Origin of the sequence: Ruegeria sp. AD91A (assembly GCF_003443535.1) — a bacterium.
Lineage (GTDB): Bacteria > Pseudomonadota > Alphaproteobacteria > Rhodobacterales > Rhodobacteraceae > Ruegeria.
In genome coordinates, this window is the sequence record NZ_CP031947.1 from 645804 (window position 1) to 669318 (window position 23515).

At 56.9% G+C, this 23515-nt stretch carries 16 protein-coding genes; 2 read left to right on the top strand and 14 right to left on the bottom strand.

Features of this window, described 5'->3' with window-relative positions; translation table 11 throughout:
- Positions 1–81 precede the first annotated feature (81 nt).
- Positions 82–1866, top strand: a complete 1785-nt coding sequence (locus D1823_RS21320; protein WP_117873845.1) for an ABC transporter ATP-binding protein — start codon at positions 82–84, stop codon at positions 1864–1866.
- Between the two features lie 453 nt (positions 1867–2319).
- Here D1823_RS21320 and D1823_RS21325 read toward each other — a convergent pair whose 3' ends face one another.
- The 10 genes from D1823_RS21325 to D1823_RS21370 form a co-directional block, all read right to left on the bottom strand.
- On the bottom strand, positions 2320–3273 hold the full coding sequence (locus D1823_RS21325; RefSeq protein WP_117873847.1) for an ABC transporter ATP-binding protein: 954 nt from the start codon (positions 3271–3273) through the stop codon (positions 2320–2322).
- Complete coding sequence (locus tag D1823_RS21330; protein ID WP_117873849.1) at positions 3270–4247, bottom strand: ABC transporter ATP-binding protein; 978 nt, start codon at positions 4245–4247, stop codon at positions 3270–3272. Before D1823_RS21330 ends, D1823_RS21325 begins: the two co-directional genes overlap by 4 nt.
- 4 nt (positions 4248–4251) lie before the next feature.
- Positions 4252–5154, bottom strand: a complete 903-nt coding sequence (locus D1823_RS21335) for an ABC transporter permease subunit (protein ID WP_117873851.1) — start codon at positions 5152–5154, stop codon at positions 4252–4254.
- Positions 5154–6161 carry an ABC transporter permease subunit gene (locus D1823_RS21340; protein ID WP_117873853.1) on the bottom strand — a complete coding sequence of 336 codons (1008 nt, stop codon included), beginning with the start codon at positions 6159–6161 and terminating at the stop codon, positions 5154–5156. Before D1823_RS21340 ends, D1823_RS21335 begins: the two co-directional genes overlap by 1 nt.
- A complete protein-coding gene (locus D1823_RS21345; RefSeq protein WP_117873855.1) occupies positions 6161–7255 on the bottom strand; it encodes a Xaa-Pro peptidase family protein in 1095 nt (364 codons plus the stop codon). Before D1823_RS21345 ends, D1823_RS21340 begins: the two co-directional genes overlap by 1 nt.
- Positions 7256–7323: 68 nt before the next feature.
- A complete protein-coding gene (locus tag D1823_RS21350) occupies positions 7324–8907 on the bottom strand; it encodes an ABC transporter substrate-binding protein (RefSeq protein ID WP_117873857.1) in 1584 nt (527 codons plus the stop codon).
- Between the two features lie 265 nt (positions 8908–9172).
- Positions 9173–11230: an adenylate/guanylate cyclase domain-containing protein gene (locus D1823_RS21355; protein WP_254683862.1), complete on the bottom strand. Its 2058-nt coding sequence runs from the start codon at positions 11228–11230 to the stop codon at positions 9173–9175.
- A 224-nt stretch (positions 11231–11454) separates the two neighbouring features.
- Positions 11455–13431 carry a DEAD/DEAH box helicase gene (locus tag D1823_RS21360; protein ID WP_117873861.1) on the bottom strand — a complete coding sequence of 659 codons (1977 nt, stop codon included), beginning with the start codon at positions 13429–13431 and terminating at the stop codon, positions 11455–11457.
- 387 nt (positions 13432–13818) lie between these two features.
- The gene (locus D1823_RS21365) at positions 13819–16200 is read right to left on the bottom strand and encodes a 1-deoxy-D-xylulose-5-phosphate synthase N-terminal domain-containing protein (RefSeq protein ID WP_117873864.1); all 2382 of its coding nucleotides are present in this window, start codon (positions 16198–16200) and stop codon (positions 13819–13821) included.
- A gap of 14 nt (positions 16201–16214) precedes the next feature.
- On the bottom strand, positions 16215–17414 hold the full coding sequence (locus D1823_RS21370) for a methionine gamma-lyase (protein ID WP_117873866.1): 1200 nt from the start codon (positions 17412–17414) through the stop codon (positions 16215–16217).
- A gap of 115 nt (positions 17415–17529) precedes the next feature.
- Between D1823_RS21370 and D1823_RS21375 the strand changes: the two genes are divergently transcribed.
- Positions 17530–17982, top strand: a complete 453-nt coding sequence (locus tag D1823_RS21375) for an Lrp/AsnC family transcriptional regulator (protein WP_117873868.1) — start codon at positions 17530–17532, stop codon at positions 17980–17982.
- 325 nt (positions 17983–18307) lie between these two features.
- On the opposite strand, the gene paaZ is transcribed toward D1823_RS21375, so the two are convergent.
- The 4 genes from paaZ to D1823_RS21395 all read right to left on the bottom strand — a co-directional run bounded on the left by paaZ (position 18308) and on the right by D1823_RS21395 (position 23499).
- Positions 18308–20338 carry a phenylacetic acid degradation bifunctional protein PaaZ gene (gene paaZ / locus D1823_RS21380; RefSeq protein ID WP_117873870.1) on the bottom strand — a complete coding sequence of 677 codons (2031 nt, stop codon included), beginning with the start codon at positions 20336–20338 and terminating at the stop codon, positions 18308–18310.
- Positions 20339–20456: 118 nt separating this feature from the next.
- Positions 20457–21644, bottom strand: a complete 1188-nt coding sequence (locus tag D1823_RS21385) for a cytochrome P450 (RefSeq protein WP_117873872.1) — start codon at positions 21642–21644, stop codon at positions 20457–20459.
- Entirely contained in the window at positions 21644–22996 is a 1353-nt protein-coding gene (locus D1823_RS21390) for a TRAP transporter large permease (RefSeq protein ID WP_117873874.1), read from the bottom strand. Before D1823_RS21390 ends, D1823_RS21385 begins: the two co-directional genes overlap by 1 nt.
- Positions 22996–23499 (bottom strand): TRAP transporter small permease, encoded by a 504-nt coding sequence (locus D1823_RS21395; protein ID WP_117873876.1) that lies wholly within the window; start codon positions 23497–23499, stop codon positions 22996–22998. The genes D1823_RS21390 and D1823_RS21395 overlap by 1 nt, the downstream gene beginning before the upstream one ends.
- Positions 23500–23515 lie beyond the last annotated feature (16 nt).

Below are 23515 nucleotides of genomic sequence, written 5' to 3' on the forward strand. Positions count from 1 at the left end.
GCAGCGTGGAATCTGTCCTTTAGGCCCGACAAAATATAGGTTATCTGAGCGTGCGCACAGTTTCACGATTTGGAGAACGCAATGATAAAGCGCGCCTGGAACAAGTGGCGATCAGGCTATATGGGCCGTCTTGTAGGTGAAAGCTTTTACGCGCAAGGCAGGCTGTATGGTGTTGCGATTCTGGCTATGATTGCCGTGGCCGTCACAACGGCCGGTTCCGCATACATGATGGAGTACATTGTCGATGCCATGACCAGCCCCGATTTGCAGGGCTGGGCGCATGTCATTGCGCTGGGGGTCGTGCTCCTGTTTCTGGTCAAAGCGATCGCATCCTATATTCAGGCAATCTACCTTGCCCGCGCAGGCAATCGGATCGTGGCAGAGCAACAGGACAAGGTTTACCGAAAACTGCTCAGACATGGCGTCTCGTTCTTTTCGAACAATGAATCATCGGACCTTCTGATGCGCACCACCCATGGCGCGCAGGCGGCCAGAAACCTGATCGATGTGCTGGTCACCGGGTTTGTGCGCGACTCCCTGACTCTGGTCGGGCTGGTTGTGGTCATGGTGTATCAGCAACCCGTTTTGTCCGTCTTGTTCTTTGTCGTGGGTCCGATTGCCTTGTTGGGCGTTCGCTATCTGTTGAAGAGCGTGCGCACAATCATGCAGGCCGAATTCAAGTCGCTGGCGGAAATCATTCGGGTGCTGCAGGAGACCTCGGCAGGGATCAAGGTCATCAAAGTGTTCTCACTCGAAGACCGAATGATCAACCGCATGGATACCGCCATCCGGAAAGTTGAACAACGCTCGAACGACATCGCCAAGTTGCAGTCCATTGCCAGCCCTCTTATGGAGTTTCTGGCTGGCCTCGCCGTGGCAGGTGTACTTGTGGTCAGCACGATGGGCATCGCAGGCACCGAACAGCCCAGCGCAGGCCAGTTGATGTCCTTTATCACGGCGTTGCTGATGGCCTATGAACCGGCCAAGCGGCTGTCAAAAATGCGTGTTCAGATCGAAACCAACATGGTTGGTGTCGGCATGTTGTTCGGCCTGCTGGATCAGGACGACACAATGGTGGAAAGCCCAGAAGCCCATGACCTGATCGAAGGCCCCGGCCAGATCACGTTGCGCAATGTAACTTTCGGCTACCAGGGTGCCGTATCTGTGATCGAAGATATGAATGTCACGTTCGAGGCCGGTAAAACCACGGCGCTCGTCGGTCAGTCCGGCGGTGGCAAGTCTACGTTGTTTGGACTGATCATGCGGTTCTACGATCCAGATGAGGGCAGCGTCGAGATCGATGGTCAGGATCTGCGCGAGGTAAGCTTTGCGTCCCTGCGAAAAAAAATCTCTTATGTCGGGCAGGATACGTTCCTGTTTTCGACGTCGATCATGGACAACCTGCGCTGCTCGGCCCCCGACGCTTCGGATGAAGACGTTGTTGCCGCAGCCAAGGCCGCACATGCGCATGAGTTCATCATGGAACTACCACAGGGTTACGAAACGCAAGTCGGTGAAAACGGAACCTTCCTGTCAGGTGGTCAGAAACAGCGAATTGCAATTGCGCGCGCTATTCTGAGAAAATCAGAAATTCTGCTTCTGGATGAGGCCACAAGCGCATTGGATGCCGAGTCGGAATCTCTGGTCAAAAAGGCGCTGGACACCCTGACGAAGGATGTCACTGTCGTTGTCATTGCACACCGTCTGTCGACTGTTCTGGAAGCGGACAAAATTTACGTGGTTCAGGATGGCTCTATCGTGGAACAGGGCAGTCTGGAAGAGTTGATGAAAAAGAACGGAAGTTTCCGCAACCTTTTCGATCAGCAATTCAAAAAACACGAACCCAAGGCGGAAGTGGCCGAGTAACCCCGGTCTTTGGTCCGGTATTCGATTTTTTTCCCGGGCATGACCTGTCCGGGAAAATGGGCACATGTACCTCCAGAACTCCGGGGCCAATATTTTGGTCCGCGCGACGCAAGGAGAAGTACATTATGTATTTCGACATATGAGTTCTTCCAACGGAACCGGTGGGCCAAAAACGCCTCTGCGATGCGGGAGACTCGCGCTGCTCCCCTTATGAGACGAACGGCCCTTATGCACACAAGATCAGAGGTGGTGATCTTCGGCGGCACCGAATTGAACTTGGGGACATGATCGATCAGTCGCATTCAGAGCCAGCACCTTTACATCAAACCTTAAGAAGTACGTCGCACGCGCGCGCCGCTCATATCGGCACTTCGGAGAGGTGAAAAACCGTGGCGCAGATAGACACTGCCGCATTGACCACCGTCACAGCACGAACAAAGCAATCCTGTTGCACTATAGCGGGTACAGACACGCAACCTGATGCGTTTCTCCGTCCAGTTCGGGCAATGTTGCCCTGCACTGATCAGTTGCCAACCAACATCTTTGCGCGAAGGCGCAACCATTTGGAATATTCATCGGCGAAGGCAGTTCGCCCTCAAGCTTGATCCGTTCTTTTCGGGCCGTAGGATCGGCCCGGGGAGTCGTGGACAACAACGCCTTTGAATAGGGGTGACGAGGCGCGGCGAACAGTTGCTCTTTGGGCGCTTTTTCAACAGCGCGCCCCAGATACATGACGATCACGTCGTCGGCAAAATGCCGGACCACCGAAAGATCATGGGAAATGAACAGATAGGCGAGGTCAAGCCGTTCCTGTAAATCCACAAGCAGGTTCAGGATCTGCGACTGGATTGAGACGTCCAGTGCTGAAACCGGCTCATCCAGGACCAGGACCCTGGGATTCAGCATAAGCGCACGTGCAATGGCGATCCGCTGACGCTGCCCGCCAGAAAACATATGCGGATAGCGGTCATAATGCTCGGGGCGCAAGCCGACCATCTGGATCATGTCGCGCGCTTGTGCCTCGCGGTCTGCGGCGGACATGTCCGGACGGTTGATGATCAGCGGCTCCTGCAAGATCTGACCGATGCGTTGACGTGGATTCAGTGATCCATAAGGATCCTGGAACACGATTTGCACCGTCTCTCGCATCTTGCTCCATTGCGACGGGGTAATGTCGACACCGTCAATCGTCAGCCTGCCCGACGTCGGTTCTTCAATCATCGTTATCAATCGCGCCAACGTTGACTTGCCACAGCCGGACTCTCCGACGATGGCCAGTGTCTTTCCCGGTTTCAGTTCGAAATCCACCCCCGAAAGGGCCCTTACCGTCGCTGACTTGGACAGCAACCCGCCCTTCACCGTGTAAAACCGGGTCAGATCTTTTGCCTGAACGATTGGGTCGGTCATGCCAATTCTCCGGCAGCAATTCTTTCAACGTGGTGGCAGCGTGCTTTGCCAAAGGCCTCGGCATGAGGGGTCGGTGGCTTTTCCGCGCAAGTTGCATCGGCAAACCGGCATCGCGGGCTGAACAGGCACCCTTTGGGGCGATCGAACTGCCCCGGCACAACGCCGGGAATCGTCGGAAGGACCTTTGAGGTCGCGCGCTCGGGCAAAGCGCTCAGCAGGGCCGATGTGTAGGGATGACGCGGCGCGCGGAACAAATCACGAACGGGCTGCTCTTCGACTTTTTGTCCAGCATATTGCACCTGAACCCGTTCGGCGGTTTCGGCCACCACCCCCATGTCATGGGTGATCAGTACAAGGCCCATGTCGTTGTCGTCACGCAAACGAACCAGCAGGTCGAGAATCTGCGCCTGAATGGTTACGTCCAGTGCCGTGGTCGGTTCATCTGCAATCAGAAGCTTGGGCTTGCAGGCAATTGCCATCGCGATCATGACGCGCTGGTTCATGCCGCCCGACATCTGATGTGGAAAGGTGTTCAGGCGACTTTCAGGCGCGGGAATGCCGACCTGTTCGAACAGCTCAATCGCGCGCTGGTGGCGGTCCTTGCGGTTCAAACCCAGATGGATGCGCAAAGCCTCTTTGATCTGGAATCCCACCGTGAAACAGGGGTTCAGCGATGACATCGGCTCCTGAAAGATCATCGCCATGTCCTTGCCGATGATCTTGCGGCGCTCACGGGCCGAAAGACCGGCCAGATCGAGCCCTTCAAAGCACATCTCGTCAGCGGTGATCGTCGCGGTCCAGGGCAACAACCCCATCAGTGCCAACATCGACACCGATTTACCCGAGCCGCTTTCACCCACGATGGCCAGCAACTCACCCTTGTCCACCGACAGATCTACACCATCCACGGCGCGGAACTTGCCCGAGGCTGTGGCGAATTCAACAGTCAGGTTGCGGATCTGCAAAAGGCTCATGCGATCAGCTCCGTTTCAGTTTAGGGTCCAGTGCATCGCGCAGGCCGTCGCCCATCAGATTGATGGCAAGTACGGTGACAAGGATTGCCAGACCGGGGAAGGTAACCACCCACCAGGCGCGTAGAATGAATTCGCGCGCTTCGGCCAGCATGGTGCCCCATTCCGGCGTGGGCGGCTGTGCGCCCATGCCCAGAAAGCCCAGGGCGGCTGCGTCCAGAATCGCTGTCGAGAAGGACAACGCCGCCTGTACGATGATGGGTGCCAGACAATTGGGCAGCACGGTGATGAACATCAGCCGTGATCTGCCAGCACCGGCCACACGCGCCGAAGTGACATAATCCTTCTGACGTTCCGCCAGAACCGACGCGCGGGTCAGGCGCACGTAGTGGGGTTGGAAAACAATGGCGATGGCAATCATCGCGTTGGTCAGCGACGGGCCAAGGATGGCCACCAGCACCAGTGCCAACAGCAGCGACGGAAAGGCCAGAACGATATCCATCACCCGCATGATCAGCGTATCGATCCATTTGGGGGCAAAGCCCGACAGCAGGCCCACCATCACTCCGCCTGACACGGCCACACAGACGACAACGATCCCGACAAAGAAGGAATAGCGTGAGCCCATGATCAGGCGCGACAGCATATCGCGACCCAGCGGATCCGTACCCAACGGGAAAGCCCAGCTTCCGCCCTGCTGCCATGCAGGCGGCTGCAGGATGTGGTCGCGGAACTGTTCGGTTGGGTCATATGGGGCCAGAAGGGGTGCAAAAGCGGCGCAGAATACAAAAGCGGCAAAAACCCACAGCCCAATGACGGCACCGCGGTTTTCGCTGAAGTAATACCAAAACTCGCGCAGGGCGCTGGGGCGGTCTTCCGTTCTGGGCGGGGTTGCGGATAGTTCGGCCATTACCGCCTCCGAATTTTGGGGTTAATGATGCCGTAAAGGACATCGACCAGCAGGTTCACCAGCATCACGATCACCGCGATCATCAGCAATCCGCCCTGAACAACCGGGTAGTCTCGGCGGAAAATGCTGTCGACCATCCACTTTCCTATGCCCGGCCAGCTGAAGATGGTTTCGGTCAGGATGGCTCCTGCCAGCAACGTGCCCACCGACAGGCCAATCACCGTGACAACCGGAATCAGCGCGTTACGCAGCGCGTGCAACCCGTTGATCCGCGTTGGCGACAAACCCTTGGCGCGCGCGGTGCGGATGTAGTCTTCGCCCAGAACTTCCAACATCGCCGACCTGGTCTGGCGTGCGATAACCGCCAGCGGAATAGTCCCCAGCACAATCGTCGGCAAAATCAGGTGGCGCACGGCTGATCCGAATGCCCCTTCTTGACCCGACAACAGGCTGTCGATCAGCATAAAGCCGGTGACGCTGGGAAAGTAATACAACAGGTCGATCCGACCCGAGACCGGTGTCCAGCCCAGATTGCCCGAGAATACAATGATCAACAGCAGCGCCCACCAGAAGATGGGCATCGAGTATCCGACCAGCGCCGAGGACATCAGCGCCCTGTCAAAGAACTTCCCTCGGTTCACCGCCGCGATCACACCTGCCGGCAGACCCAGCGCAACGGCGAAGATCATGGCGCACAGGGACAACTCCAGCGTTGCGGGGAACAGCGAAAAGAACTCATCCCATACGGGTTTCCTGGTGACAAAGCTTTCGCCCAGATCACCTTGAAGGACTCCGGTGAGGTATTCCCAATACTGCTGCAACACCGGCTTGTCGAAACCCAGCTTTTCGACCATTTCCTGATAACGTTCTTCCGTCATGCCGCGTTCACCGGCCATCACGATGATCGGATCGCCGGGCAGCACCCGGATGAACATGAACGAAATCAGCGTCACGCCCAGAAATGTCGGAACAAACAGGCCAAGACGGGTAAGGAAATAGCCAAGCATCAGCGACCTATGATTGTAAGTTCTTTGGGAAAGCGGGTCAGTGACCGACAACCATCCCCGGTGACAAGAACATCATCTTCTATGCGAACGCCGAACTTGTCCAATTCGTACAGACCGGGTTCGTTGGTCCAGACCATGCCCGGCAGGATTATCTGACTGTTGCCGCGCATGATATACGGCGCCTCATGCACATCCCGGCCCAGACCGTGACCTGTCTTGGTCCGGATACGATCGGCAAAGGGCGAGGCCTCAAGCACGCCTGTGACGGCGTCGTCGATGTCATGCGCTGTCACGCCGGGGCGGCAGGCTTCGAACCCGGCTTTGTTGGCGCGCAAAACCGTGTCGTAGACGTCCCGGCCTTCGTCCGGGACGACCTGAACGAAAAAAGTTCGCGTGATGTCGGCCGCAAAACCATGATTTCGAGCGCCAAAGTCGAACAGCAAGGCGTCGCCTGCCTTGATCCGGTAGTCGGCGCGCGCCTTTCCGTGCGGTCGTGCCGAGTTGTCCCCCGCAGCCACGATGGGGGAAAAGGCCAGCGACTCGGCGCCTTCCGCAAAAAGCGCCTGTATCAGCGACTGCTCGATCTGTTTTTCGGTCTGACCTGCACGAACACCCGCAACCACACGCTCCAACGCGCGTTCCGAAATATCGATGGCCGCTTGCAGCGCGGCGATATCTTCTTCGGTTTTGATGATGCGAAGGCCTGAGATTTCGCGTTCGGCGTCCACAATTCGCAGATCCGGAATTGCGCGGGTAAACGCGTCTGACACGAAAACCCGCATCACCTGACCTTCGACAGCCAACGATCTGATCGGACTATGCGCTGCCAGCGCGGAAAAGGCAGCGTCATAGCCGGTTTGATCGCGCCAGTCGAACGCGGCACCCTCAAATCCGACCAGATCCCATGAGGCGAGTTCCAGATTGGGCACGATCGCCGCCGGATCACCCACGGCCGGAATCACCACGACAAAAGGGCGCTCGTGGCTCATGAAGGATTTGCCCAATGCACGGGTGAAATTCGGACCGGGCACCAGGGCCACTGCGTCCACTGACATATCCATTGCCAATTGGCGGTATTCGGACAAATCCGGCATTCAGCCCGACCTCCTCAATAAGAAAGCCGGAGCCACCAATCAGGCGGCTCCGGTTGGTGAGTGGTGATTTATTCGACGCTCACACCATAGAAGATGTGGCCGCCAAGCGGGTGCACTTTATAGCCTTGCACCTTGTTGCTCATCGGCATGTAAACAACTGAATGCGCGATGGTTGCCCACGGAGCCTGCTCTTTGAACACAACCTGCGCTTCTTCATACAGTTTGGTCCGCTCGGCCTGATCCGTGCTTTGCTTGGCCTTCAGGATCAGGTCTTCGAAGGGCTGGTGACACCACTGCGCCCGGTTGGATGCTTCGACCCCGTCACAGCCCAGCAAAACCGCCAGGAAGTTATCCGGGTCGCCATTGTCCCCGGTCCAGCCCAGCAGAACGGCACCGTCCCGGTTCAGTTCTTTCGAGCGAGACAGGTATTCACCCCATTCGTACGAGACGACTTCAACACCCACACCGACCTTGGCGAAATCCGCCTGGATAAGCTCGGCCATACGACGGGCATTCGGGTTGTAGGGGCGCTGGACAGGCATTGCCCAGATTTTCATCGACAGGTCCGAAATACCTTCGGCCTCCAGCATCGCTTTGGCGGCTTCGGGATCATAGGGATCGTCCACGATGGCGTCATTGTAGCCCCACATGGTAGGCGGGATCGGGTTCTTGGCCACCTGGCCCGAGCCCTGGAAGACCACATCGATGATCGCCTGCTTGTCGATCGCCATGTTCAGCGCTTTACGCACCTTCGGATTGTCGAACGGCGCCATCGTGGTGTTGTAGGCCAGATATCCGACGTTCAGGCCCTCTTGTTCCAACATGCTTATGTCCGGATCATCCTTCATTGCCTGAATGTCAGCAGGGTTCGGATAGGGCATCACGTGACATTCGCCAGCTTTCAGCTTTTGATAACGCACAGATGCATCCGGTGTGATGGCAAAGATCAGGTTTTCGACCTGCGCCGGGTCTTTCCAATACTCGCCATTGGCCGCGTAACGGATCACCGCGTCTTTTTGATAAGCCACAAACGAGAATGGTCCGGTACCGATGGGTGCTGTATTCAGTTTTTCCGGTGTTCCGGCCTCCATCATTGCCTCGGCATATTCCGCGGACACGATCGAAGCAAAGTCCATCGCCATATTGGCGACAAATGGCGCTTCTGGTTTGGACAGAGTAAATTTCACTGTGTAGTCATCGATTTTTTCGATGGACTCGACCAGATCAGGCATCCCCATACCCTGGAAATACTCCCAGGTTCCACCCGATATTTGATGATAAGGATGGGTTTCGTCTTTCTGACGCATGAACGAAAAAATCACGTCATCCGCATTGAAATCGCGGGTCGGAGTAAATTCTTCGTTCGAATGGAACTTGACGCCCTGACGCAATTTGAAAGTGTATTCCAGACCGTCATCGCTGGCCTCGACACTTTCAGCCAGACCGGGGACCACATTGGTCGTGCCCGTTTCAAATTCAAGCAACCGATTGTAGATCGGATGTGAAGAGGCATCAAAGGTTGTGCCTGCGGTGTATAGTGCAGGATCGAACCCTTCAGGCGATCCTTCGGAACAATAAACCAGAGTATTAGCCTGCGCCACGGCACCCGTCAGAGCGATCGCAGTGGTTGCGGCCAGAAGTTTGAGTTTCATGATTTTCTCCCAGAAAAGGACTTTTCAAGACAATCGCATGGCTCTTTGTCGTCAGAGCATTCAGTGACAGCATAGGTCGTTGCGATCCCTCTGCTTAATGTATCCAAAATACAAAATGTAATGTCAACAGTGTCTTTCTGCGGATGTCTCTGACGACCGTTTCTGCCGCCGCTAACTGCGTCCGGGATTTCATTCTAATCTCCGATACGCAACTAGCCTATTCTGTTCCGTGGGCGGTGATCGCAGACACTCATTGTCCGAACGCTCACTTTTTGTTTGTATGAGTAACCGCGCGCCAATCTTGTGAAGGAGGGCTTGCCAAAAGCTTTGCTGCGCGCCCCTTCATGGCTGCGGACGCAGGATCCCCGCCCCGTTCTTCATCGGCCACCTCAAACAATGCTATGGCCTGCTCGAAGTGGCCTGCTCGATAATACGCAAGACCTTTTTCGTATGTCTCAATCCACTCAAATGATCCTTCAAAACTATCGGCCATCGCAATCAGTTCATAGACGACCAGTTCTTCGGTCCGTCCGAAAACTGTAAGCGTGTCCAGCTCTCGCACGACAATTGCGTCCGCCGCTTCGCGCCTCGTCTCGGGACCAATCAGAATGCGTGTGCCATAATCCTTGTTCGCCCCTTCCAAACGGCTGGCAACATTCACAACGTCGCCTATAGCGGTGTAATTCAACCGCTGTTCTGACCCAATGTTGCCAACCAAAGCTTCACCGCTGTTCAGCCCGACCCTCACACGCAGGGAATTTCCGGCCTCGCCCTCGATGCCCGCATCTTCCACGGTCGCGACAAGATCCAGTGCCGCGCGGCAGGCATTCTCGGCATGGAGGGCATCCATACGCGGCGCCCCCCAGATTGCCATAACCGCATCACCCATGAATTTATCGATCGTCCCGTCATGGCGCGCGACGGCTGCGGCTGCCGCCGTGAAAAAAGGCTCCATCAACTGGATGATTTTGGGGCCGAGCTTTTCCGACAACCCGGTGAATCCGGTCACATCACAGAACAACACGGAGATCTGCTTCATATCGCCGCCCGGCTGTGTCTTGATACCCTCGGCGACCAGCATCTTCACAAGATCGGTAGGCACGTATTTTCGGAACGCGGATAATCCTGCGGCCATGCTGGCAGTGGCTGCTGACAGATTGGCCAGCTCGGACAGGTTGGAAGGCCTGCGTGAAATGTGTTCGACATCAAAGCGTTCGATTTTGCTCAGGTCTTCTGCGATGCGCGCCAATGGGTTGGCCACAATTCTACGGATCAACCAGATCGCCAGAGCGGTTGAGACGATCACGACCCCGATCAGGATATAGATCAAGTCTATCAAGGTTTCATCGATACCCGACAAGAAGGCCGATTCCGGAATGACCGTTGCGACGCGCCACCCGTAAAAACCCAAAGGCGTAAGGGCTACCGCATAAGGAACGCCATCGATCACCACGCGTTTCGTCGAACTGCCCGCAGTTTTGCCATCCGGGTCACCCAACAGTTTTTCCCCCGAGATCTTGGCAACCTCGTATAGCTCGCCCTCTCCCATGCGCGCAGGTGTAACTTCGTCCGCTTTTGCGTCGGGAACAGCTATTACTTTGCCATCGGCATCCAGAATAAAGGCGGCTCCAAATTCGCCGGGCTCGAGCGTCGCCAGAAACCGTGACAAACGGTCGGTTTCGATTGCGACCGCAAGGACACCCTGCCGTGTCCTGCTTGCATCAATCGGTCCTGCGAATGCGTATACAGTCTTGTCACTGCCCGGCAGATCGCGCGCTTCGATCCATCCCATCGTGTCCAGAGACATAAAATTACTGAACCAGGCATGATCGCGAGGATCATAGGACGTCTGAGCGAACTTCCTTTCTTCGAACTGGATATCCCCGGGGATAAAAATATACCGATCGGTTCGCAGTTTCCGGTCGCGGATATCCTTGTCGATCTCTATCATCTCAAGCCCGCTGTCGCCCAACCGGTGCGACGCGAAAAAATTGCCGTCCGGCCAACCAAAGAAAATCCAGGAGATATTCGGCTGCGCCTGTAACTGAGATAAAAAAACGAACTCTCGCTTATCGGCCTGCCGTGTTGCGATGACATTCTGTACAAAGATCGTGCGCACCGCCGACCATGCAGCTTCGGCGGATCTGAGGGTTGCCCCGACTTCGATGCGAACGGCATTCGCAATCTGGCTGTTGATCTCAGCTGCAAGCATGCGGCTGTTGTCACGCGCGGTCGTCCACCACAGCGAATGAACAACAAATGTCGACACACCGATGGATACGGCGACCAGCATAGATACAGCAATGCCGACGCTAAACCGCATGAAAACCCCGCAAAAGACTGACTTGTACCACAGTATTCGATTGAGATCGCAAGAAGAGCAAAGCTTACTTTGCTCCAGCCCTGCAAAATCACGCAACTGTTAAGCTGATTTGTCTTCCCCGACAGGAATTCAGAGCAGTTGGTCACCTCATCCGAGGGGAAGTATGATCCACGCAGACGGCCATTAGCCAAAGCCCAGAGGCCAGACCTTGGCCGTGCCTCAACTCAATAGCCTTCTGACTGGGATTTGCGACGTTTGGGGACTGCGTTGCCACCTTTGGCGGACTTTGTGGCCGCAGCGCGTGCACGGTTCTTCTTGCTGCTTGGCTTGCCCTTCGGCGGCGGTGGGCCTTTCGGGGCATCTCCGGCTGGCTTGGCGTGACCACTCTTTTTCTCTACGCTCCCGGCCTTGCGCTTTTTCGGTTTTGCGCCCGAAGCCTTGAACTTACTTTTTGTATCGTCGTCCGACGCTCGGAGGGTTTCTGTTGCGCGCACGGTCTTTGCCGACTGGGCCTCGGGTTTGGGCTGGCGGCGAGGGGCTTTCCGCTCAGCCGGAGCAGCGTCCCTTTTCTGTCCCGAAGGCCTGCCTTTGAACTTGCGATCAAGACCGGGCCGACCGGTTGACGACAGGTCTGGTGCTTTGTCCAACCGCACAAGGTCCTTGGTCCCTTCTATCTTCATATCTGGACCAAGGCTGGTCAGAAATCTGTCGACACTGCCTTCGCGGATTTCGACATAGGTTACATCATCGGCAATCCGGATGGCTCCGATATCATCTTTCGTGAGATCGCCCGCCTTGCATATCATCGGCAGCATGTGACGTGGGGATGCGTTCTGATTGCGCCCCTCGGACACTGAAAACCAGACGCTGGGGCCAAAAGATGCGCGCGGTTTTGGCGCGCGTTGATCGACCGCTGACAGCTCCTCCGGGGCGGAATGGCGCAGTTTGTATTGCCTGAGGTAGGCGGCTGCGATTTGTTCGGGCGTAAAACTTTCAATCAGTTTCTCAACCGACGGGCGTTCGCTTTCCGTGATTTCAGCCTGCCAGTCCTCTGATGCAAACATCCGGGCCTGATCGCGATCGTTCACCTCTTCGGCGGACGGGGCCGATCCCCAATCTGCTGTCAGCTTGGCAAATTTCAGAATACGCTCCGCCTTTTTGCGCGATGATGGCTCTACGATCAGTGTACTGACACCCTTGCGCCCAGCGCGGCCTGTACGGCCAGAACGGTGCAGCAGTGTTTCATGGCTGTTGGGCAGTTCGGCATGGACCACCAGATCAAGGTTGGGCAGATCGATGCCGCGGGCCGCAACATCGGTTGCCACGCAGACGCGGGCTCGCCCATCGCGCATTGCTTGCAACGCGTTGGATCGTTCGCTCTGGGTCAATTCACCGGACAGGGCCACGACTGAAAAGCCCCGGTTTGACAGGCGCGCTGTCAGGCGCGAAACCATCGCACGGGTGTTGCAGAAAACGATGGCATTGGGGGCCTCGTAATACCGCAGCAAATTGATAATCGCGTTTTCACCGTCACGCGGGGCCACCATCATGGCACGATACTCGATATCCGCGTGCTGTGTCTGTTCGCTGACCGTGCTCACACGCGCTGCGTCGCGCTGATACCGCTTGGCCAGATTGGCAATTGCGCGTGGCACAGTGGCAGAAAACAACAACGTCTGACGATCTGCAGGTGTTTCATCAAGGATGAACTCAAGATCCTCGCGGAACCCCAGATCCAGCATTTCATCGGCTTCGTCCAGTACAACCGCGCGGATAGCGGTCAAATCGATTGAACCCCGATTGATATGGTCACGAAGTCGCCCCGGAGTGGCCACAACGATATGGGCGCCTCTGGCCAATGCGCGACGCTCATCCCGAATGTCCATACCCCCGACGCAGGAGGCCAGAAACGCACCTGCCCCGGAATACAACCAGCCAAGTTCCCGCTTCACCTGCAGTGCCAGTTCCCGGGTCGGCGCAACAACCAGCGCCAACGGCGCTTCGGGCTTGCCGAGCGTTTCTTCCTCCCCCAGCACCCTGTGCGCAATCGCAAGTCCAAACCCAATGGTTTTCCCTGATCCGGTCTGGGCCGATACCAGCATGTCACGCCCTTCCAGCTCGGGCTGGGTGACAGCGCGCTGAACTTGGGTCAATGTTTCATAGCCCTTGCGCGCTAGCGCATCTGCAATGGTTTGTTTCACGGTGGTGGTTCTTTGTATCGGCCAGGTGATAGAAGCTGTGCGGAATTGCGATCAGCGGATCATCCAAGGGTAAAGACAGCCCCATACCGGTTGCCATCCCTATTGTATAGACAGGAATACGGACATTTTCGCCGAAAAGCTTCCCAGTTGGGAACACCGAGGCGGATCGGACGCCGCGCGCCCCGACAGAACCAAACAGCGTCAATTTTCCCGCAACGCCGTCTCAATGTTTAACATTATTGACGGCGGATGACTGACGTCGAACGTCGGAATTCCGCCTCGGACGTTCACGATCGTGCCGATCACTTCGATGACGCGGCCCTCGTCGACCCTCTACGGACCAAACAGGGTCGGAGCGGGCTCGTTCTTGATCTTATTGAACCGAACTCAAGTCCCCGTCGCCCAATGAAGAACTCTACCCCGGGTCAAGCCATTCACTTTTTCGACGATGGCATCGGCGTCAATACAGTGGTGGCGATAGAGATCACCGATCGTTCCTGTCTGACCAAAGTGTTCGACGCCCATCGGAATGGTCTGATGCCCGCCCACAGCGCCCAGCCACGACAATGTTGCAGGGTGCCCATCAATCACGGTGACCAGATTGCAGTGCGGCGACAGGCCAGACATCAGGGTTTCGATGTGGGAAAGTGCTGCCGGGTTGCCGCGCGAGCGCGCGCGTTGCGCCGCCGTCCACCCTGCATTCAGCCGATCCGCAGACGTCACGGCCAATACGCCGATATCGCGACGGCCTTCACCAATCATGCCAGCGGCCTTGATTGCTTCGGGCGCGACCGCTCCCTGATAGACGATTGCAACTTCGCAATTTGGTCCCGGTTTCCGTAACCAGTATGCGCCGTCAATGGCGCCCTGTCGAAACTCGTCATCCACGCGTTTGCCCGGTTGTTCAATCGGGTTGGTGGTCAGGCGCAGATAGACGGAGCCACCGGTTTCGTCTCGCAGCCAGGTGAGCTCGTCCGGTTGTTCTTCACCGTCGCGTTGCAAATAGTCGAAGGCCCATTCCATGATCACCGCCAGTTCATCAGCAAAGGCCGGTTCGAATGCGGCCAGCCCGTCTTGGCTCATCCCGATCAGCGGAGTGCCAATGGATTGATGCGCGCCGCCTTCAGGTGCCAGCGTGACGCCCGACGGCGTTCCAACCAGAAGAAAGCGGGCATCCTGATAGCAGGCGTAGTTCAGCGCATCGAGGCCGCGACTGACAAAGGGGTCGTAAACGGTGCCAATCGGAATCAATCGCTTGCCAAAAAGGGAATGCGACAGACCCGCCGCGCCCAGAAGCAGCATCAGGTTCATTTCGGCGATCCCAAGCTCGATATGCTGCCCTTTCGGCGTGAACTCCCATTTCGCAGTCGATGGGATACGGTGTTCAATGAAGGCGTCGGCTTGCGTGGATCGGGCAAACAGCTTACGCCTGTTTACCCAGGGTCCCAAGTTTGTTGTGCCGGTGACATCCGGGGAGGTTGTCACGATGCGCTCGGCCAGCGGGCCGTCGCCTTTTGACAGATCGTCAAGAATCTTGCCAAACGCCATCTGGGTCGAGATTTCACGGCTGGTGTCGACCTCGATCCGTGGCACATCCAACTTGTCATCAAAATAACGGCGCGGACCTTTGGCAAAGAAAGGCGTATTCGTGAGGAAATCCTTGAGCTTTTCTGGGTTCTGTACTGTCGCAAGCGGCTCCCATTCCTTGCCTTCTGGCACGCCCAAATGCGACTGCCACGCGGCGAACTGACTGTTGTTCATCAGCCCTCCGTGATTGTCCTTGTGGCCCGCGATGGGTGTGCCCCATCCTTTGACGGTGTAGGCAAGGAAACATGTCGGGCGATAATGATCGATGGCGGCAAATGTCTGTGCCATGGTCTCGACGCAGTTGCCGCCAAGGTTTTCCATCAGCGCCGCAAGGTCGGCATCCGTCCGCCGTTCGATCAGAGCGGTCACATCCCCCTGATCACCCAGATCATCCATGAGGCGCTGCCGCCATACCGCCCCACCCATGAAGGTCAAAGCCGAGTAGTCCTGATTGGGACACGCGTCGATCCAGTCGCGCAGGCGCTCGCCGCCCGGTTCTTCAAAGGCCGCGCGTTGCAGAACCCCATATTTCACGCGCACGACATCCCAACCGAACGCATCGAAGATTTTCTCGATCCGTTCGAACAGCCCTTCACGGACGATACCGTCCAGTGACTGTCGGTTGTAGTCAATGATCCACCACGTATTGCGCAGGTCGTTCTTCCAGCCTTCCTGCAAAGCCTCATACACATTGCCTTCGTCCAGTTCGGCATCGCCAACAAGGGCCACCATTCGCCCCATTGGCGCGTCTGCCCCCCAGCTTTTGGCCTTGATGTAATCCTGAATGATCGAGGCAAACGAGGTGATCGCGACACCCAAACCCACCGAGCCGGTGGAAAAATCAACGTCGTCGATATCCTTGGTCCGGCTGGGATAGCTTTGCACACCGCCAAAACTACGGAAATTTTCCATCTTCTCGCGGGTTTGATTGCCCATGAGGTATTGCATCGCATGAAAAACCGGAGAGGCATGGGGTTTGACTGCCACCCGGTCTTCAGGGCGCAGCGCTGAAAAATAGAGCGCGGTCATGATCGACACCATCGAAGCAGACGATGCCTGATGGCCACCAACTTTGATCCCATCCACCTTTGGCCGGATGTGGTTGGCATGGTGGATCATCCAATGCGACAACCATAGCAAGCGCTGTTCGACGATCTTCAACTGGGTGGGATCAATGTGCATGGCGGTCTCCTGGTTCAGGCAGCGCTGCGGGCAGGATAGGGCAAAGCTTGATCCAGGTCTGCGAGGATATCTTCGACATCTTCAAGCCCGACGGACAAACGGATCAAACCATCGCTAATCCCATGCTCGGCCCGTTCTTCCGGAGTATACGTCGAATGAGTCATGGATGCAGGGTGCTGGATCAGCGTTTCGGCATCGCCCAAGGACACCGCGCGCTGGATCATGTTGAGGCGGTTCATGAATTCAATCCCACCGGACAGGCCGGACTTGATCTCGAACGCGATCATGGCGCCGGATTGGGACATTTGCCGCTGCGCTACGTCGTGCTGGGCAAAGCTTTTCAGCCCGGGGAAATAAACCTCGGCGACGGCGGGATGGGCTTCGAGGAAATCTGCAACGACCCTGGCGGACGCACAGTGACGATCCAGACGCAGGTTCAGTGTTTTCAGTCCGCGCAGGATCAGCATCGCGTTGAAAGGGGCCATGACCGCACCGGTCATATCCTTCATACCGACCAGGCGGATTTCGGCAATCTGTTCGGCGGTGCCAACAACCAGACCGGCGACCACATCGCCATGCCCGCCGAGATATTTGGTGGCAGAGTGCAGAACGATATCCGCCCCGTGCTCGATCGGGCGGGTCAGATAGGGGCTGGCATAGGTGTTGTCGACGACAACCGTTGCGCCTGCCGAATGCGCAATCTCGGCGCTGGCGGCAATGTCCACCAGACGCATGTTCGGGTTGGCCGGAGTTTCGAAATAGACAACGCGGGTATTCTCGGAAACCGCCGCTTTTAGGTTCTCGGGGTCTGTCATGTCGACATGGGTGATTTTGACCCCCCATTTTGCCAAACCGTGGCGCATGAAAGCGAAGGTGCAGCCATAGAGTGTTTTGTCCACGATGACTTCGTCCCCTGGCGACAGCAGGGTCCAAAGCACTGCCGTTATCGCCCCCATGCCGCTGGAAAGGGCCAGTCCGGCCTCGGCACCTTCAAGCACGGCAATGCGTTGTTCTAGAAGGTCACATGTGGGGTTCGAAATACGGCTGTAGATATGACCTGCGCGTTCACCGGCGAACATCTCTCCACCAGCCTCTGCGGTTTCGAAGGTAAACGTGGACGTCAAATGCAGCGGTGGCGTAAGCGCGCCGTCATTTTCCAAAGGGTTATAAGCGTGGTGAATGGCGCGGGTGGCAAATCCGGTTGAACGAGTCATTGCAAGCTCCTGTTTCAAGCTGACGCCAGTTTGAGCTTTTACTTTGGGATTTTGCTTGCAAGTAATACCAAGAATACGACTAATATTGGCATTTTCTGCCAAGATTGAGGTTGAAATGGACGATAAAGACAGACAAATCATTCGGGCGCTGCAAAAGGACGGGCGCATGACGAACCAGGATCTTGCCGACGAGGTGAACTTGTCTCCATCGCCGTGTCTGCGCCGGGTCAAGAACCTCGAGTCTCGCGGAATCATAAAGGGTTACAGCGCAGATGTGGACGCCGCCGCGTACGGCATAGGCATTACCGTTTTTGTGCGGATCCGGTTGGAGCGGCACAATGAAACGGACGTTCAGAATTTCGAGAAACGCGTTCGGATGATCGACGAAGTTCTCGAATGCCACGTGCTGACCGGGGCGATGGACTACCAGTTGCGGGTGCTGGTATCGGATCTCGAGGCATATGAGGAGTTCATTCGAAACAGAATTCACCCGATCGGTGGGATTGCCTCGATCGACACAAGCTTTGTTTATGGAACGGTAAAGAAGACCGCTGTTTTTCCGCCCTGACGGAACGCGTCCGCTTAATCTGCGAACTCAGGCTGAGGTGCATGTTTAACAGGCGCTGGGATCAGGGTTCATAGCCAATAGATGACGATGGCGACGCGGGCGAGTGGATCTTTGAGCCTCTGTGGCACAGGGTTGCGACACGCCGCCAGTCCTTGAGCCTGTCAAACATGGCCTTGACGCGATTGGGCCGCTTGGTGTGCTTCGCAGGCAACCAACACTGTTTGCGACCCTGGATTCAGGCGCGCATCCCAGAGATCAGACATGTTCGCCGCTCGTTTTTCGAACCGTGAACACGCTGACCTGCCAAATTCAATGGGTTCCGGGCCTAGTAGGCGACCATCGTCAACAGCTCATATTCCGCGACCATTTCATCATCCTGCTGAGTCAGGGTGACATGCCAGCGGACTTCGCCGTACTCTTCGTTCCGCTTGGTCTTGGCCTTGACCGTCAACCGCACCTTGATGGTATCACCCGCCTCGACAGGCTTCATGAATCGCAATCCGTCGAGGCCAGTGTTTGCCAGAACCGGGCCCTCGTTCGGTTCAACAAACAATCCGGCTGCAAATGACAAAAGCAGGTAGCCATGGGCCACTCGGCCCGGGAAAAACGGGTTCCGTTCCGCCGCAGCCTGATCCATATGCGCGTAGAACGTATCGCCGGTGAAATTGGCAAAGTGTTCGATGTCTTCCATCGTGATTGTACGGGGCGCTGTGTGGATGGTCTCGCCAATCGCCAGCTCATGGAACCGGCGCGTGAACGGATGGGCTGGCCCTTCGACCTCGGTCGCGCCGGGAACCCATGTGTTCCCGATTGCGGTCAGCAGATCGGGCGATCCCTGAATGGCTGTCCTTTGCATGTAATGCTTCACGCCACGCACACCGCCCATCTCCTCGCCGCCACCAGCGCGTCCGGGACCGCCGTGAACCATATGCGGCAGCGGAGAGCCGTGGCCGGTAGATTCCTTCATCGAGTCGCGATTGTTGAAGTACAGGCGCCCATGATAAGCCCCTGCCCCCATGGCAACGTGCCGTGCCACATCGGCGTCACGGGTTATGACCGACGCCACCAGCGACCCTTGCCCGCGATTTGCCAGTTCGATCGCATGGTCGAGATCGCGATAGCCCATCACAGTGCTGACCGGGCCAAAAGCCTCGGTGTCGTGGACACGCCGGGCCGCATCCGGATTGGCACAATGGTACAGCATCGGCGGCAGGAACGCGCCTTTCTCGGCATCCGCCCCATCAACCACAAAATCATCAGGGTTTCCGAAAACGCGTTCGGCTTCTTGCCCGATGATTGCCACCTTTTCCAGGACATCGCGTTTCTGACCGTTCGAGACCAACGCACCCATGCGTGTCGTTTCCAGCCTAGGGTCACCGATGACCGTTTTGGCCAGCCTCGCGGACAGGGCTTCGATCACCGCCTGCACCAGAGGCTCTGGGGCCATGATCCGACGGATTGCGGTACATTTCTGCCCAGCCTTCGTGGTCATCTCGCGCTGGACTTCTTTGACGAAGAGGTCGAATTCCGGCGTGCCCGGTTCGGCATCAGGGCCGAGGATCGAGCAGTTCAGACTGTCCTGCTCGGCCACGAAACGAACTGAATTCTCCAGAATCACCGGGTTGGAACGCAGTTTTGACGCCGTTTCTGCAGATCCGGTGAAACTGACTACGTCCTGCATGGTCAGACGATCCAGCATATCGCCCAAACCACCCGAAACCAGCTGCAACGCGCCCGCAGGCAAAATGCCGGAGTCCAGCATCAGCCGGACGCATAGTTCGGTTACGTAGCACGAGTTCGTTGCCGGCTTTACGATGGCCGGAACGCCTGCCAAGAGTGTCGGGGCCAGCTTTTCCAACATCCCCCAGACAGGAAAGTTGAACGCGTTGATATGAACCGCCACGCCGTGCAACGGGGTGCAGATGTGTTGCCCCAGGAAGGTGCCGTTGCGGGACAGTTGCTCAACCTCACCGTCCAGGTAGACATGTCCGTCCGGCATCTCACGTCGGCCTTTCGAAGCGAAGACGAACATCGTGCCGATGCCGCCGTCAATGTCGATCAAGTGGTCCGACTGTGTAGCACCTGTGCTGAAAGACAGGTCATACATTGCCTGCTTATGCTGACCCAAATGAATGGACAGTGCTTTGAGCATCTTGGCCCGTTCATGGAACGTCATCTTCCGCAGCGCCGGCCCACCGACATTGCGCGCATAGTCCAGCATCCCCTGCACATCCAAGGCGCTATTGCCGGCCGCGGCGATCACCTCGCCTGTGACCGCGCTTGTAATATTGCGGGCACCCGCACCGGGCGAAACCCATTCACCGGCTGCGAAGCTGGAAATCTGTTGGATTGTCATGAGCGTCTCCTCATCTGCTGTGTGATCTTCGCGCGGCCATATGCCCGTCTCACGAAATCATAATATAAACCGTACGGTCGGTCAATAAATTGGCGAATTGGAATCGAAACCGTACATCTCAGACTTGCGCTGGCAGTCGCGCGAAACCCCGAAATCGAATGCGTCCGCCTCGTTCAGCGCCGTCAGTGATGCGATAGGTCGGAAATCGCGCCAGAAACCGTCCGACGGCCACGCGTCCCTCCATACGCGCCAAGGTCAGGCCAACGCAGGTATGGGGGCCTCCGGCAAACGCATGATGCTTGTTGGGGCGTCGATCCAATACAACTTCATCAGGTTGTTCAAACTGCCGCAGATCGCGATTGGCTGCGCCGATGCACAGGTGAACGTCTGTACCTGCTGGAATGGTCTGACCATGGAACGTCACATCTTCAGTGGTCAGACGGTTGCCAAATTGATTTGGGCTTTCCAGCCGCAGGAACTCGTCCACCGCCGTGTTGATCAGATCCGGATTGGCCAGCAGCTCGGCCCGTTTGTCGCGGTGCCGTTCCAACAGTTCCAATGCGTTGCTGATCAGGTTGGTGGTGGTCTCGTGCCCTGCATTCAGAATGAAAATGCAGTTCTGGTAGAGCTCGACCTCGGTCAGGCCACCATCGGTGTCATCCTGCATCAACCGTGTCAGGACATCCGTCGCAGGATCTCCGGGGTTGGCCCGGCGATCTTCAATGATGTGCTGAAGAAAGTCCTTGAAATCAGAAACCGAGCGGTTGCCCCACTCTTCCTGATCGGGCGTCAACTGAGGCTCCAATGCGCCCAGTATAGCCAGAGACCAATCCCGCAAAGGCCCGCGTTCTGATCGGGGAATGCCAAGCAGGTTGCCGATGATCTCGATCGGGATGGCCCCGGCGAAATCCTCGATCAATTCTACCGGGCCCTTGGCTTGCATCTCGTCCAGCAACCCATCGACAAGTTGAACCAGGCCCGGTTCCATCTGCGCCAGCGCCCGTGGGTTCATCGCGCCAACCATGACCTTGCGGACGCGGGTATGCAGGGGCGGGTCATTGAACACAAGGCTGGTGGTATGGTGTTCGTACAGCGGGCTGTCGATCCCGTATTTTGGGCCGAAAACCGCCTTTTTATCCGATATGAAACGCACCGTATCCCGGTAAACCAGATCCAGGTCATCATATCGCGACAGGATCACCGATCCGTCGGGCTGCCAGCAGACGGGCGTGTCTTCGCGCAACGCGGCGTAAGTTGGATAGGGATCCGTATGAAACCCGTCCGGGAGCGCTGTCAGAGAGAACATCAGTGACTCATCGCTCCCATTTGTTCGGGAAGGACCAGAACCAGCCAGGGCACCAGAACAATCAGGGCCAGACGGAAGATGTCTGCCACCCAGAACGGGGTGACTCCTTTGAAGATTGTTCCAGTCGATACGTCCCCGACCACGCCTTTCAGAATGAACACGTTCAGGCCCACGGGCGGCGTGATCAAACTGATCTCGGTCACGACGACAACGACAATGCCGAACCAGATCGGATCATATCCCAGTGACGTGACCAATGGGAAAAAGATCGGCACCGTAAGCAACAGCATCGACAGCGATTCAAAAACGCATCCCAGAATAATGTAGATCCCGAGGATCATCAGGATCACGACGAAGGGTTCCACCTCATACGCGGTGACCAGAGCGATCAACGCTTCGGGCAGACCAGCCAGGTTGATGAAATTCGAGAAGATCTGCGCCCCGATCAGAACCGAGAACAGCGCCGCGGCGGTGAAACTGGTTTCCTTCAGCACTTCAAAGGTCGAACCAAGGGTCAGCCCACCGCGCGACAATGCAATCAGGAATGCACCCATCGCGCCCATACCGGCAGCCTCGGTCGGGCTGAACGTCAGGTTCAGAGGATAGAAATCGAACACTCCGTACAAACCGCCGATCACCAGGAAGAACAGCAGCAACACGGCCCAGACCGAGCGCAACGCCTTAAGGCGCTCGCCCCAGCCGTGGCGTTCACCTGCAGGGCCGGACTCGGGCCTGCGCCAAACAGTCCAGCGCACGGCGAACAGATAAAAGAGGATACCAAGTACGCCTGGGATGATGCCAGCAACGAAAAGTTTGCCGATCGAGGTTTCGGTCAGCAGGCCGTAGATCACCAGAATAACCGACGGTGGGATCAGGATGCCCAGCGTGCCACCGGCGGCAATCGACGCCGTTGACAGCTCATCCGCGTACCCATAGCGGCGCATTTCCGGCATCGCGACTTTGGACATGGTCGCAGCCGTTGCCAGCGAGGATCCGCAAATGGCCGAAAAGCCACCGCACGCGGCGACCGTCGCCATTGCGATACCACCGCGGAAGTGACCCAGAAAAGCGTTTGAAACCGCGTATAGTTCGCGCGCGAGCCCGCCCTTGTTCACGAACAGGCCCATGAGGATGAACAGTGGCACGACCGACAGGCCGTAGTCCTGTGCCGTGTCCGTAATCTGACGACCCACCATCGACATCGCGGCCTTCAGTCCGCGCTCGGACAGGATGCTGCCACCGCGCTCATATGCGAACCCAAGCGTCCCCACTAGACCCATCGCAAACACAATGGGCAAGCGCACCAACACAAGAACCAGAACAAGGGCGAAACCGATCAGTGCGGCAGTCATTAGGAGTGCTCCGACAAGGTTTGGGGGGCAAAAATGTACAAAAGACCGGTGATGAACATCGCAACGGCCGTGATTGCAGTGAAGGCGGCGATGAACCAACCAACATAGAAGACCGGGATTGAGAGGTATTCGGTAACGTCGCCGTAATCCCGTGCACGTTCAGCCAAAATCCAGACGCGCTGAATCGGCCAGATCAGCATGATGCCGGACACCAGATAGACGATCGCATCGCGCGCTCTGCTCAGCCGCAAGCGTGAGAAAATTCCATCCGTCAGGTCGACTGCGATTTGCCCCTTCCCTGCCGAGATCATCGGCAAGACCGAGAACACAAGGATCGCCATCAGAATCCGCGTCAGTTCGGTTGCCGCCTCGATCGGAGCATTGAAGACAGAGCGCAGGATAACGTCAAAAAAGGTCATCACCATCAGGATGAACAGCGCCACACAGGCCAGCACCGTCGGAATGATACTGACGCGACGCGCGAAGGTCACGATAGATTGCATGATTGGCCCCCAACGG

Coding starts and splice junctions, on each gene's coding strand:
- D1823_RS21370 (WP_117873866.1), bottom strand. CDS start 17,414: ATGACTCGTTCAACCGGATTTGCCACCCGCGCCATTCACCACGCTTAT.
- D1823_RS21375 (WP_117873868.1), top strand. CDS start 17,530: ATGGACGATAAAGACAGACAAATCATTCGGGCGCTGCAAAAGGACGGG.
- D1823_RS21390 (WP_117873874.1), bottom strand. CDS start 22,996: ATGACTGCCGCACTGATCGGTTTCGCCCTTGTTCTGGTTCTTGTGTTG.
- D1823_RS21395 (WP_117873876.1), bottom strand. CDS start 23,499: ATGCAATCTATCGTGACCTTCGCGCGTCGCGTCAGTATCATTCCGACG.
- D1823_RS21350 (WP_117873857.1), bottom strand. CDS start 8,907: ATGAAACTCAAACTTCTGGCCGCAACCACTGCGATCGCTCTGACGGGT.
- D1823_RS21355 (WP_254683862.1), bottom strand. CDS start 11,230: ATGCGGTTTAGCGTCGGCATTGCTGTATCTATGCTGGTCGCCGTATCC.
- D1823_RS21340 (WP_117873853.1), bottom strand. CDS start 6,161: ATGCTTGGCTATTTCCTTACCCGTCTTGGCCTGTTTGTTCCGACATTT.
- D1823_RS21325 (WP_117873847.1), bottom strand. CDS start 3,273: ATGACCGACCCAATCGTTCAGGCAAAAGATCTGACCCGGTTTTACACG.
- D1823_RS21330 (WP_117873849.1), bottom strand. CDS start 4,247: ATGAGCCTTTTGCAGATCCGCAACCTGACTGTTGAATTCGCCACAGCC.
- paaZ (WP_117873870.1), bottom strand. CDS start 20,338: ATGACAATCCAACAGATTTCCAGCTTCGCAGCCGGTGAATGGGTTTCG.
- D1823_RS21385 (WP_117873872.1), bottom strand. CDS start 21,644: ATGTTCTCTCTGACAGCGCTCCCGGACGGGTTTCATACGGATCCCTAT.
- D1823_RS21335 (WP_117873851.1), bottom strand. CDS start 5,154: ATGGCCGAACTATCCGCAACCCCGCCCAGAACGGAAGACCGCCCCAGC.
- D1823_RS21345 (WP_117873855.1), bottom strand. CDS start 7,255: ATGCCGGATTTGTCCGAATACCGCCAATTGGCAATGGATATGTCAGTG.
- D1823_RS21320 (WP_117873845.1), top strand. CDS start 82: ATGATAAAGCGCGCCTGGAACAAGTGGCGATCAGGCTATATGGGCCGT.
- D1823_RS21365 (WP_117873864.1), bottom strand. CDS start 16,200: ATGCACATTGATCCCACCCAGTTGAAGATCGTCGAACAGCGCTTGCTA.